At 61.8% G+C, this 12578-nt stretch carries 9 protein-coding genes; all 9 read left to right on the forward strand.

The window, feature by feature from the left end; all coding sequences use genetic code 11:
• The first annotated feature begins 97 nt into the window (after positions 1 to 97).
• The 9 genes from AC1DYW_RS16105 to AC1DYW_RS16145 all read left to right on the forward strand — a co-directional run bounded on the left by AC1DYW_RS16105 (position 98) and on the right by AC1DYW_RS16145 (position 12577).
• The gene (locus AC1DYW_RS16105; RefSeq protein WP_477226881.1) at positions 98 to 718 is read left to right on the forward strand and encodes a phage connector family protein; all 621 of its coding nucleotides are present in this window, start codon (positions 98 to 100) and stop codon (positions 716 to 718) included.
• Positions 718 to 3177 carry a phage tail protein gene (locus tag AC1DYW_RS16110; RefSeq protein WP_477226882.1) on the forward strand — a complete coding sequence of 820 codons (2460 nt, stop codon included), beginning with the start codon at positions 718 to 720 and terminating at the stop codon, positions 3175 to 3177. Before AC1DYW_RS16105 ends, AC1DYW_RS16110 begins: the two co-directional genes overlap by 1 nt.
• A 261-nt stretch (positions 3178 to 3438) precedes the next feature.
• Positions 3439 to 4146, forward strand: a complete 708-nt coding sequence (locus tag AC1DYW_RS16115) for a hypothetical protein (RefSeq protein WP_477226883.1) — start codon at positions 3439 to 3441, stop codon at positions 4144 to 4146.
• Positions 4147 to 4149: 3 nt separating this feature from the next.
• A complete protein-coding gene (locus AC1DYW_RS16120; protein ID WP_477226884.1) occupies positions 4150 to 4653 on the forward strand; it encodes a hypothetical protein in 504 nt (167 codons plus the stop codon).
• On the forward strand, positions 4653 to 7187 hold the full coding sequence (locus tag AC1DYW_RS16125) for a hypothetical protein (RefSeq protein ID WP_477226885.1): 2535 nt from the start codon (positions 4653 to 4655) through the stop codon (positions 7185 to 7187). Before AC1DYW_RS16120 ends, AC1DYW_RS16125 begins: the two co-directional genes overlap by 1 nt.
• Before the next feature lie 8 nt (positions 7188 to 7195).
• On the forward strand, positions 7196 to 7510 hold the full coding sequence (locus AC1DYW_RS16130) for a hypothetical protein (RefSeq protein WP_457155048.1): 315 nt from the start codon (positions 7196 to 7198) through the stop codon (positions 7508 to 7510).
• Between the two features lie 178 nt (positions 7511 to 7688).
• Positions 7689 to 8162, forward strand: a complete 474-nt coding sequence (locus AC1DYW_RS16135; protein WP_477226886.1) for a hypothetical protein — start codon at positions 7689 to 7691, stop codon at positions 8160 to 8162.
• Between the two features lie 1076 nt (positions 8163 to 9238).
• Complete coding sequence (locus AC1DYW_RS16140; RefSeq protein WP_477226887.1) at positions 9239 to 11353, forward strand: SGNH/GDSL hydrolase family protein; 2115 nt, start codon at positions 9239 to 9241, stop codon at positions 11351 to 11353.
• A gap of 87 nt (positions 11354 to 11440) precedes the next feature.
• Complete coding sequence (locus AC1DYW_RS16145; protein WP_477226888.1) at positions 11441 to 12577, forward strand: acyltransferase family protein; 1137 nt, start codon at positions 11441 to 11443, stop codon at positions 12575 to 12577.
• Position 12578 lies beyond the last annotated feature (1 nt).

Here is a 12578-nt window from a genome sequence, read left to right on the forward strand (position 1 = left end):
CAAACTTTCATCGACACAAAATCCCAAGCCGCTTCGCAGCGGCTTTTTTCATGCCCGAACTATCCCCATCAACCCCGTTCACGGAGGCGCTGACCCCATGGCCATCACCCCACTCGATATCGCCAACATGGCGCTTGCCGTGCTCGACGAGGCGCCGATCGACAGTCTCGACCAGGACGTCAAGGCTGCACGCCTCATCAACCTGCATTTCGACCTGACGCGGGAGGCGGAGCTGACCAAATATGCCTGGGTGTTCGCGATCCTGCGCGCCACGGTGGCGGGCTCGGACACCGGCGGCGACGCGTCCAGCTTGAACTTCGCCTATGAGTTGCCGGCCGACTGCCTGCGGCCGCTGCCGCCGACCCGCAATGGCGAACCGGATGGCGTGCCGGTCTCGTGGCGGCAGGAGGCCGACTTGATCTACAGCGATCAGCCCGGGCCGCTGGCGATCCGCTATGTCGCCAACCTCACCGATCCGAACGACTGGGACGCGCTGTTCACCGAAGTGCTGGTGGCGGCACTTGCCATCAAGGTCGCGCATCCGCTGACCCACAAGTCGGGCATGATCGACATTGCCCGCTCGGCCTACGACCGGGCGCTTGACGCCGCACTCAACGCCAGCGCCATCCAGCGCGGCGGCCGGTCCTACACCGCGTCCTGGGCGCACCAGCGCGGCGACAACAGGGTTGCGCCCGGCGACAGCAGGACTATGCGCTGATGACGACGCTCTATCCGATCCAGGACGTCTTCACCCGCGGCGAGATCTCGCCGCGCCTGCATGCACGCGCCTCGCTCGATTTCTATCGGGCGGCACTGGCCAAATGCGAGAACTTCGTCACGCTGCCGCATGGCGGCATCCGCAAGCGTGGCGGCACCTACTTTGCCGGCGAGGTGAAGATTTCGACGAAGAAGACGCGGCTGATCCCCTTCATCTTTTCGGCCAACCAGGCCTACGCGCTCGAATTCGGCGACCTCTACATCCGCGTGTACGCCTATGGCGCCCGCGTCGGCACGGTCGAGGTGGTGACGCCGTATCTCGAGGCCGACCTGTTCAACCTCCAGTTCGTGCAATCCGCGGACCAGATGTGGATCACCCATGAGACCTATCCGACCAAGGTGCTGACGCGCACCGCGCAGACCGCATGGGCCCTGAGCGACTACCAGTTCCTCGACGGTCCCTATGACCCGATCAATGCCCATGCGACGGCGCTGGTCCCGTCCGACTACGGTTCGCTGACGCCGCCGATGACATCCAACGCCGCGCCAAGCGGCACGGTGTCGGGCTTTAGCGGGTCCGTGGACGCGTGGAAAGTGTTCGACAAGGACAGCGTCAGCCACGTCGGCACTGTCGGTGATACCGGTTCCGTCACCTACCGCACGGCCGGCGGCGCGCAGGTCATCGTCGAAAACTACACGCTGACCGCACGCTCGGGCGGCACCCAGGACAGGACGCCGACGAACTGGGTGCTCGAAGGGTCGAACAACGGCACGACATGGGTGGCGCTCGACACCCGAACCAGCGAGATCGCCTGGAACGCCGGTGAAACCCGCTTCTACGAGTTCGTCAACAAGACCGGATTTGAATACCATCGCTTCACCTGGAAGGCGATCGACGGCGCCACCGATGTCGACTTCGCCGAACTGACCTTCAATCGCGCCGCCGCCAGCCAGACGCCGTTCAACCTGACGGCCTCCTCCACCGTCGGCATCAATGGCGGCACCGGGTTCCAGGCCAGCGATGTCGGCCGCGCTGTCCGCCTGTTCGGCTCGGACGGGCGCTGGCGTTGGGCCAAGATCATCGCCCGCACCAGCACCACCGTGGTCACCATCCAGCTTTATGGCTTCGCTCTGCCTGACCTCGGCCCGATCACCCGCTGGCGGCTCGGCACCTTCGTTCCCGGCAAGTACGTCCAGTCGGGCTCGCTCTATGAGGAACGCCTGGCCTTCAGCCGGAAATTTTCGGTCTATGCCTCGGCCACCGGCGATTTCGACAATTTCGCGCTCGGCGAGAAGGACGACGACGCGCTGGAGTTCGTGCAGGCCGGCGGCGGCCAGGCCAACGACATCGTCTGGATCGCCGAATCCGACGGCGCGCTGCTGATTGGCACGTCGGGCGGCGTGCGGGCCCTGTCGGGCTCGGGCATCGACGAGGCGCTGACGCCGACCTCGTTCAAGAACCGGCGTTCGCGCACCTTCGGCTGCGCCCGCATCCGCCCGGTCGATGCCGGCCAGTCGTTTCTCTATGTCACGCGCTCGCGCAAATCGATCGCCGAGCTGACGCAGACTGCGCAGAGCCGTTTCACCTCCGACGATGTCGGCCAGATCTCCGAGCATATCCCGAAACTTGGCGTGGTCGAACTGGCCTTCCAGACCGACCCTGATCCCCTGCTGTGGTTCCCGCTCGGCAATGGCGAGCTTGGCGGTTATACCCATCAGCCATCGCAGGAAGTCCGAGGCATGCACCGGCATCGCCTGGGCGGCGACTTCGGCGGATTGGGACGGGCGATTGTCGAAAGTGCCGTGGTGACGCCCGGCCAGAACGGCAACGACGATCTCTGGCTGGTCGTCAAGCGCACCATTGGCGGCGCGACCAGGCGCTTCATCGAGATCAAGACCGCGCCCTTCGAGTATGGCGCTATCGCCGACGCCTTCGAGGTCGATTGCGGCCTGACCTACTCCGGCGCGGCGGTGACCACGGTGGGCGGCGCGCTACATCTCGCCGGCCAGTCCGTCGATGTGCTGGCCGGCGCAAAGGTCTATCGCGGCCTGACGGTCAGCAGCGGCGGCACCGTGACCTTGCCGCCTGGGTCGGCCGCATCCGCCAAATGGCAGCTCGGCCTGCCCTATGCGGCGGGCGCCGACACGCTGGAGCTCGATGTCGGCGGCCGCGACGGCTCGATCATCGGCCGCCGCAAGAAGGTGGCGAAAGCGATCCTGTCGCTGCTCGAGACCGACACAACGGGGCTCGAAGTGCAGTCGCTCATGCGCGGCCGCTGGGAGCCGGTGCGGATGCCCTCGATCGTCGCGCCGGACGGCGGGGCAACGCTGTTCACCGGCAATGTCGAGGTGCCGATCGACGACAGCTGGGAAGGGCAGGGAAGGGTGAGGATCCGCCACGTCAACCCGACACCCTGCACCATCCGCGCCTTCACGCCGGTGTTCGACGCGGAGCCTTAGCGGCGAGGCGCAAGCCGAAGGCTGCATTCCCGCCCACCCCCCTCTGGCCTGCCGGCCATCTCCCCCGCAAGGGGGGAGATCAGACGGCACCCCTGCCTTCGCCAATCGCCAACGTTGTAGGCGCAGCGGCAACGTCTGAACTGCCAATCTCCCTCCTTGCGGGGGAGATGGCCGGCAGGCCAGAGGGGGGTGCTGTCCCGTCGGCGTTGATCCTTTCCGCTTCGCGGATCGCCCCCTCACTCCCCCAAAAGGACCCACCCCATGACATCCCCCCATGCCGAGCAACTCGGCAGGGCGCGGACGGCTGCCGAATTCGCTGCCGTCATCGCCTTGCTCGACACCGACCTCAACGACGCGCGTCGCCGCAGAGCCGAGCTGGCGCAAGCCGAGGACCGCGCGGTGTTCGGCGATGGCGACCTTGCCGCCGCGCGTGCCGCGCTCGACGACTGCAACGCGGCAATCGCGCTCTTGGAAAAGACCATCGACACCGCCGGCAAGCGCCGCGCGGAGGTCGCGCAGAGCGAAGCCCGCGCCGACATCGCAGCGCTTGGCGACGAGATCACGGCGAGGGCGGCCCTGCTTGGCGAGCGCTGGCGCTGCGTCCACCGGCTGGTCGAAGAGCTGCGCCAGCAATTGTTCGAGGCCGATGCGCTCGTCCGCGCCATTTCCACCGCCAACGGCCTGTTCGACGCCGCCGGCGTCGCCGATTTGAAGGTGAACCTGACCACCACCCGCCGCACTGCCATGGCCGGGCCGCGTGCCGCAGCACCCGCCCGGCTCAGCCGGCCGGCGCTGCAGGCCGACAGGCTCCTGCTGACCTTCCTCAGCCCCGGCGGCGCGCTCGACCCGCGCCCGGCGCTCGGCGCGCCGGTCAAGCGCGTCGAGGTCAGGCCCCCCGACGTCAGGCGCCCCGAGGGCGTCAAGAGCCAATTCCTTCCCGCAACCAAACCCTTGGGCGAACGAGGCTGAACCATGTGCACACTCGCTCTTCTCGGCACCGCTCTTTCGGTCGGCGGCGCGCTGGCCGAGGGCCGGCAATCGAAGCAGATGGCCGACGCCCAAGCCAGGGCCTACGAGCAGCAGGCGCGGGCCGACGCGCAAAGCGCCGCCTTCGAACAGGGCCAGGAGCGCCACAGGCAGGATCTCCTGCAGGCGCAGGCGCGCGCCCAGGCCGGCGCTTCCGGCGTCGGCATGGCCGGCTCGCCGGCCGAGGTGCTGGCGGCCAACGCCGGGCAGGGCCAGCTCGACCTCAAGGCGATCCAGTACAGCGCGCTGCTGCGCCAGAACAATCTCGGCACGCAAGGTGCCATTTCGCGCTTTTCCGGCAAGCAGGCGGTGGCGGCGTCGATCTTCAACGCCGGCCGCAGCCTCGGATCGGGCCTCTCCGGCCTCTACGACCCGACCAAGGCGGTGACCTTCGGCAAGGGCGCCTTCCCGCCGCCACCGGGCGGCTTTTCCACCGGGGGTCTCTACTGATGGCGACCATTCCTCTCCAAATAGCCCAGCGCCGGCTCGAGACCGGCAATGCGGTGCAATACCCGCAGGGATCGCCGGTCGGCCGGGCGATGCAGGGTTTTGGCGACGAGCTTTCCGCCGTCGCCGAGCGCTACCGGCAGATGAAGGAGCGGCAGGACGCGTTCGACGCCGAGATCGCGCGCCGCCGCTTCAACGGCCGCATCGCGCAGGCGGAAGACGAGGTGACGGCCAATGCGCCGGCCGACGGCGCAGGCCTGCATGACGCCATGTACGGCCAGGTCGATCCGCGCACCGGCCGCGTGGTCAAACCAGGCCTGTTCGACACGCTGTTCGACGATGCCTTGCCGACCATGCCCGAGAGCCAGCGCGCCGCTTTCGCCAGCCAGAAGGAGGCGATGCGCGCGCCCGGCTCGCTGCGCATGGCCGCAAGGCAGCAAGCGCGGCGTGATGATTATGAACTGGCCGAGTTGACCGAGGTCGACAACATCTCGACCAGCGCGATCGCAAAGAGCAATCCGAACGACATCGGAAGTTTCGAAGCGATCCGGCAGAGCGGGCTTGACCTGATCGCCAAGATCGGCAACCCGCTCGCCCGGCAAGCGGCGGAAGTGGCCTGGCGCAGCAACACGGCCAAGGCGTTGGTCCAAGCGATGATCGCGCAGGATCCGAAGCGCGCTGCCGAGATGCTAGGCACGGCGCAGGCTGGAGGCCGGACCAAGGACGACAGCGCCGAGGCCGTTGGCGCAACCAACTCGACACCGCTGGATGGCCAGATAGCCGCCGTATCGCTCGACGCCATTACCTATTTGGCGCCAGGCGATGTTGCCGCGCTACTCGATCAGGCCAACACGGCGACCACCGCGCAGTTGGTCGATGCCCGCGCCAAGGTGCAACTCGCAGAGCAGAATGCGCCGGCGGTCATCGCCAGCACGGGTCAATATCCCGAGGAGAAACCAACCGCACAGGATTTCGTCAACATCTACGGCGCAGGCGAGGGCGCGGCCCGTTTCCAAATCTTCAATCTAACGACCGCCCTCGCCGAAGCATTCTTCAAAATGCGCCGTGCGCCAAACCAGGCGATCCATGCCGAGCTTCGGGATTTTGAGCCAGGTCCTGATGGCTCGCCGGAACAGCGCGAGCAATACGAGATTAAGGCTGGCGCGGCGCAATTGGTGCTGGGCGCCAGGCGCGACGACCCTGTCGACTACGTCAGCCAGATGTTCCCGGGGCCGGCCCCCGACTGGAGCAAGGTCTCGACGCCTGAGGATTTCCAGGCTGCCGTGACTTGGGCCCTCGCTGCGCAGCAAGAGTTGGGTTTCGACAGAAAACTTCCCCTGCCCCGGGCAGTTTCGAGCCAACGAGCCACGCAATACATCGACCCAAGCGTTCCGTTCGAGAAGCGTTTTGCGGAGTTGAGTGCGATTGTCCTGGCGGTTCGCGACCCGGGCGCGCGCAAGGCGGTGGCTGAACAGATTTCCTTGGCGGCGCAAGCCCAATGGCGAGCCAGGGCGGCCCAGGATTCGAACATCACGCCAGAGTTGTTGGAAGCCCAGCTTGCCGAGCTGAAGAACGGACTGGCCTGGATCGGCGAACATCCGGCCCGAGCCCAGTACAGCACCATGCCGCTGTTGCAGCAGTTCGGCTTGGCATTCGGGGATGTCGGTCGCCTCACCGCTAAGGGCGGGACCGCCGGCGGTGCGGACGCGATCTCCGCCGGGCTCGATTCCGCTTTGTCGGGTGGGAGCTACGAGGACCTTCTCAAAAAGGAGCAGACCCGGACCGAGGATGCCGAGGACCGGGCCGGCTCAGCCCGTTGGGCGGCAGAGGCCCTCGGCGCCGGCTTGACCGGATATGGCCTGGCGAAGGGCGTAACCGCTTTGCTGGGCTGGGCAGGGATTGGCGCGGCGACGGAGAGTGGCTTGACTGGCTTTGCCGCCCGAACCGCCGCTGGGGGCGCGGCGGGTGGCGCTTACGGCGGCGCATCCGCCTACAACACTGGCGGGAGTATCCCCTGGGGGATTGCCAATGGCGCGCTTTGGGGTGCCAGCGGCAATGTCCTTGCCGAAGGGCTTAGTGCAATTGGCAGCCAGGTGTTGGCAAGGCTCGCCGAGCGCTCCAGCATTGCTAAACCCGATATCGCTCCGGATAATGGGCCGGGCTCTATCTCGACAACTAGTACAGAAGAGATTCCGGTTTCGACTGGCAAGGCAGACGAAATAAGGAGGCCGTATGCACATTTGGAGGATCCTCCCAACGTTGCTCCAGGCAACAAACCAACAAAGAAGCAGAGAATAGCCATATTTAAGGAAAACATGAAAATCAACGGTGGTTATCTAAGATCAGATAAGAGCGGAATAGAGGTAACTGCACCAAATCAAAGTAGGAGAGGTGTTACTCCTCCCAAAAATGAAGCGCATATTGATCACATAGATCCAGTTAATCCTGCCGACAAGACGAAATCACCTGGATCAAATAGCTACAAAAATCTCCAGATTCTCGCCAGGTTTGAGAATTTGGACAAATCAAACAAATAGGTAATGAGATGGGCAGCTGGAAGTTCAAAGACAAAAAAAATTTGGCCGTCATATCTACTCGGAAAGTATTCAGTAGTGCAGGTTGGATTGCGTATGTATCACATGATGACGATGACGAGTCGTGGCAATTCTATGGAAGTGAGGCTGAGATTGATCAAGATGACCTAATTTTGGTGGCCTTGGTCGAGGTGGTAGAGCTTGATCAAACTGTTGCGCAGTTGGCGGATTTGCCGTTGGGCTGGCATGCTTGGCGCGATACAAAAACCTCGCCGTGGAAGCGTGCCAAGATGCCTGATGAGCCGAAAGAATCGGAGCTGAGTTAGTTTCGTCTTATGGACGTTTCCCATGATCTACCGCTGGCCGATGGTGGGGGAGATCACGTATTGAATGCGAAGCCTCGTTCCCGAGACGACCATATAAGGCATCATCAAGATGCTGAGATTTTGCGCGCTGGGCTAAGAGGCGATGGCGCAAGAAGAACTTGATTGGTGGAGACGGAGTATGAATGCAATCGCCCCAGATCTCAGCAAGGTCAGTCGCTTGCCGCTTGCGGCGGACGATCCGGACGCGGACGACAATTTTAACACTGCCCTTGGCGAGGCCCGTGAATACATTGAATTTTTTGAGTGGGGGAAGAATATCAAGGCGGAGTATTTTGGATATGGTGCCGAGGGCATAGTATACATTTTTCTCTTCGAGATATTGCCTGGAAGGCCAGATGTACCCGCATGGATATGGGTGATCGTGGGTGATGTGCCTCCAGCTTACATGCCAGGCGACGACGTTAGAACTCCGTATGCGGCGCTGGATGGATACATTGGCGCCATGGAAGAATGGGTTGAAGCCGCTCGGAAGGGGAAGTCCGTTGCGAAGCTGATTCCTGTCAATGTTCCGGCGAATCCCGCCAACGCGGAAATGTTGGGTAGGCGTCTCAAATTCCTGGACGAAAAGGTTCTGCCGCTGCTTCAAGAGTAATGTGTGGTCGGCAGGTGTGTCAGGGTCCGGCCTCGCGCAAGCGACAGAGACAGAGACAGTTGTGCAAACATCGCGGGATGGGCTGAGCCGGCAAATTGCGCGGAATTGTGCTGACAGTGCACCACCTTTTCGCCGCCATCCTCCCTCCCTCTACGTTCAACCTACCCGCAGTGGCAGCCAGACGAACAGGGAAGTGCACCGTCACTGTAGTCGCACCGCTCGCGCCTGCAGAAGGGCACCTCGTTGCGCTATGTCGATGGCTTTTGCGCTTTAGGTAGGCTTAATTCCGTAGCGGTTGTGCCTTTCGGCGGCCAGTGCTTGCTGCCGTGTGCCGCCGAGCGTCTTGCCAAAGCTGATTGCGGGTCCGCCACCGCGTTGCAAGCTACCTCTTTTGGATGAGATGGGACCAGACCATATTCGTTGGCGCAAATACGGTGACTGTGCACGGTTTCTTTTCGCCACCTGACTCGTTTTCCGGATTTCGCGGGCTTTCCAGTTTGCCCGGCAATCCGATCCAGGCATGCCTCGCCGCCCACCGGCCGGCCGACAGCCCTGCGCAAGGCGCAGTGTCACCGCAATTCCTCTGCGTCCGGTTCAACGGCTCTGGGACCGCTGTGGCAAGCCAATCCCGGCGTTCCATCAAAGTTTAACGATCGGGAAAGGGCCGTGGAAAGCACGTGCGGTAACAGTTGATTCAACCATCGCTGGTATATTAGGGAGTGTAAGTAGCGGCTCCGACAGTGCGGGGGGCGCTGTATGCCGGAGCCGCCGGCGCAGTCCGGTTGGGGTTGACCGCGCCGTCCTATTCTGGGACAGCGCGGTCAACGATTCGTTAAAATTTTCCGGAACTAATTAAGCGCATGCTAATTGCGTCTGCGGCCGACGTTTCTCATTTCGGCGCCTGCCTCGCCTTCCCGCCTGCACACAATGACGGCCGAACGGACTTGAGTGCACACTGGCACGGTAATTCCGGGCCAGGCTGTTTCAAAGCAGGGCCAGGCCGCATTTAAACCGCCACACAATCCGCAACTTTCACAGCCTCGCTTTCGCGAGGCTTTTTTCATGGAGCAAGCCTTATGGCCCGACCTGCAACTGCCGCCGTTCGCCTGTTGACCGGCGAGCGCGAACCGGTGCGCCTGGCAACCACAGCCAACATCAACTTGTCGGGTCTGAAGACCATCGACGGCGTGCTGACCGAGGTCGGCGACCGGGTGCTGGTGACGAACCAATCGGACCAATCAACCAATGGCATCTACACGGCCAGCGAAGGCGTATGGTACCGCGCAGCTGACGCGCGCACGTCGCGGACTATGCAGAAGGGGACCACTGTCTACGTGCAACTGGGGTCGGGGAACGGCGCGAAAACGTACCAGTTTAACACTGTCGACCCAGTCATCGGCACTACCAGCCTCAGCATTACGGGGGATGCCGATCCGGTGCTGAAATCTGACATCGTCGATGAATATGACATGCACTCAAACAGCGATCAAAAAGTGCCCACACAGCAAAGCGTCAAAGCCTATGTGGACAATAACATTTTGCTTGCCTACGGCGGCGCAAAGGCCGCGCTGGCGGCAAAGGCCGTTGACATGTGGAACGGCGTGTCCACACAGATTGAGTGCTTTGGGGACAGCACTATGCTCGGTGTTGACAGCGGTCTTGGAGGGATTACTCCACAGCCCGCCCCGGACAAGCTGCAATCCGTGCTGCGGGATTACTATTTTAGCTCTGCCGTTACGGTCACCAATCGTGCGGTCAGCGGTTCCCGTTCACAGCAGATGCTTGAGGGCACCGATGGTTCCGGCTCAACATTCGAAGCCAAGATGGCCGTCAGCACTGCGGAGATCGTCATCTGTAATCACTGCATCAATGACTGCCAGAACATACCTCCAACCACACCGGATCAGTATCGGAAAAACCTGCTGGCATTTGTCAATGCTTGCATCAAGTACGGCAAAATTCCGATCCTGCAGACGCCCAATCCGATGTTTGCTATTGCCGCCTTGGGGACGCCCGACAAGGCAAACCGACTGAAGAACTACGTTCAGATCATGCGGGACGTGGCACTGGCTACCGATGCGCCTCTCATCGAGGTTTACGACATGATCAACTCATGGGTGCGCACTGGCCGCTACCGCGTGTCGGACCTTGTGCCGGATGGATGCCACCCCACGGTAATCACCTATCGGGCTATTGGCTTACAGATGGCGACCCCCTTCTTGCATCCTCATGCTGGTCTTGCTGGTCCTGAACAGTTTATATCGACCATCGAGGGAGCCGTTACCATCGATCCAGCGAATGCGCCCCTCCCTGCGCCGGCCACACGGACAGGCTTCCAGTTAATCTCGGACGCCATAGACCACGCCAAGAGCCTCAAGGTTGCGGTGCGCGTCGACGTGCCGGGGTTAGACATCTGCATCGCCTATCCCATCTGGACTGGCGGCAAGAACGGTGTTGACGTCGCTTGGGATCAAGTGTCGGTCGGTGGTATCAACCAACTGTCGACAGCCGCTTTTGGCGGTGACTTTGTGCATGATCACGAAGTGTGCATCGCGCGGGACGTTCCCGTTGGGCTCCATCTGCTCACCATGGCATCCGGTGGCGGGACAGCCTCCCTCGGCCTTAGCTACGTTAGATCGAGAAGGACGAGAACCAAGAAGGCATTCGTCGGAGGTGCGCAAAGCCGTGACCTTTGGAGGGATCGCGCCTTGCAGACGATTACGCACTATGGGGCCGGTCCAGACAGCGCCTTCATTGAAGACGATCTCCTGATCTCGCCGCATTTTGCAGCGGGTGGGCTCGACATCACCTTCAACTCAAACATGGCGAAGGACACTCAATTCATCCTGTACGGCGTCACGACAGTAGCCTCTGGTGGTGCTGGCCCCCTTACAGCCCGTATGGGAGTCGGCGTCGGACTGGATGCCTCCGGCTTCGTCAACGTCTACCAGTTGACAGGCGCCGCCACATACGCAACGACCGCTCTTAACGCCGTGGATTTTAGCGGTGTGGCCCGCCAATGGCGGCTTATCCTTGCGGCCGGTACGTCTAACCTTCAAGTCTTCGTCAGCGGTGCCAACCTTGGCACCGTGGCGCTCACCGGGCCATACCTTGGCGGCTTCATGGGGGCGCGCGCGAACGGCGCAGGCAAAACCATCATCGTCACCGACCTTCGCGACATCGAGCATTAGCGCCCGGCGGTGATCTTGCGTCGAAATTCTAATCCATGTACGGCAGGGACATCACGGTTTGGCGGTGGGGTCGATCTGGGAAAAACAATGACGCCGGGCAAGTCGGATCGCTTCCCCTACCTCAGCGCGCTGCGTGGTATAGCCGCCCTGTGGGTCGTGATGGCTCACGTCGCGCTGATGCCCAATCCGCGCTTTGTGCTTTCATGGTGGCCGGAAACATTAGTCCGAAGCGGCGTCATGGGCGTCAATCTGTTCTTCCTTGTGAGCGCCTTTTCCCTCTGTCTCACAATGCCGAAGCACGACAACGAACAGAGGCCATATCTCGGCTTCATGCTGCGGAGGTTTTTTCGGATAGCTCCGCTGTTCTATGCCGTCGTAATCTTTTCGTATTGGTGGAACCCGGCCGGCCTTCCCTACAATCTCAAAACGATCCTGGCGAACCTGACGTTTATTTTCAACTTCATCCCAGGCCGTGGCTACCAGACCTCCATCATCTTTGCGGGTTGGACGATTGGTGTTGAGATGGCGTTCTACCTGGTGTTCCCCTTCATTTACGCCAAGACCAAAAGTGTAACCTTGGCGATCCGAGCGCTTGTCATTGCGCTCGTCGTGGCCACGGTCTTTCGCTCGGTCATCGGGGATCTAGTGGCAGACCCGGGCATCTACATTCGTCAATCGATATTTGACCTGGCGCCGATGTTCATGTTCGGAATCATCGCGTTTCATGTGGTTCAGGTTGCCGGCGAATGGAACCATAGACGGGCGATCGGCGCCGTCCTGCTGGCGTTCGTGCCGCTTCAGTTCTATGTGATTGTCACGGGTAGGGTGCCATTTGGCCCGGCTATCTATTGGCAAGGGCCGATGTTTTTTTGCCTGCTGGTTGGGCTCTACCTGTTCCCCATCAAGCCGCTGGTCAACGCGGCAACGAGATGGCTAGGCGATATCAGCTATTCGGTCTACCTAGTGCATGGTCCGATTATTGCTGCTCTTTTTCCGTTGTTCGGACGGCTTAGGCACTCAGGGCTCAGCGAACTTCAGGCCTATGCGCTTGCGCTCGCAATATCGTTACTGTGTATCGTCCCGGTCGCAACGCTGACTTTCCACGCATGGGAGAACTGGACCAATGAATGGGGCAAACGCTTTGCCTCGCGACGCGCCGGCAAAAAGCGTGTCGAGATTGATGGGGTCAAAGTCGAGAGGCCGGCAGTGCCTGTCGCCGCCTAAC

Source organism: Mesorhizobium sp. P2_D5, assembly GCF_056404355.1.

Bases quoted from the DNA above. Each gene is read 5' to 3' on its own strand.
- AC1DYW_RS16105 (WP_477226881.1), top strand. From the start codon at position 98: ATGGCCATCACCCCACTCGATATCGCCAACATGGCGCTTGCCGTGCTC.
- AC1DYW_RS16110 (WP_477226882.1), top strand. From the start codon at position 718: ATGACGACGCTCTATCCGATCCAGGACGTCTTCACCCGCGGCGAGATC.
- AC1DYW_RS16115 (WP_477226883.1), top strand. From the start codon at position 3,439: ATGACATCCCCCCATGCCGAGCAACTCGGCAGGGCGCGGACGGCTGCC.
- AC1DYW_RS16120 (WP_477226884.1), top strand. From the start codon at position 4,150: ATGTGCACACTCGCTCTTCTCGGCACCGCTCTTTCGGTCGGCGGCGCG.
- AC1DYW_RS16125 (WP_477226885.1), top strand. From the start codon at position 4,653: ATGGCGACCATTCCTCTCCAAATAGCCCAGCGCCGGCTCGAGACCGGC.
- AC1DYW_RS16130 (WP_457155048.1), top strand. From the start codon at position 7,196: ATGGGCAGCTGGAAGTTCAAAGACAAAAAAAATTTGGCCGTCATATCT.
- AC1DYW_RS16135 (WP_477226886.1), top strand. From the start codon at position 7,689: ATGAATGCAATCGCCCCAGATCTCAGCAAGGTCAGTCGCTTGCCGCTT.
- AC1DYW_RS16140 (WP_477226887.1), top strand. From the start codon at position 9,239: ATGGCCCGACCTGCAACTGCCGCCGTTCGCCTGTTGACCGGCGAGCGC.
- AC1DYW_RS16145 (WP_477226888.1), top strand. From the start codon at position 11,441: ATGACGCCGGGCAAGTCGGATCGCTTCCCCTACCTCAGCGCGCTGCGT.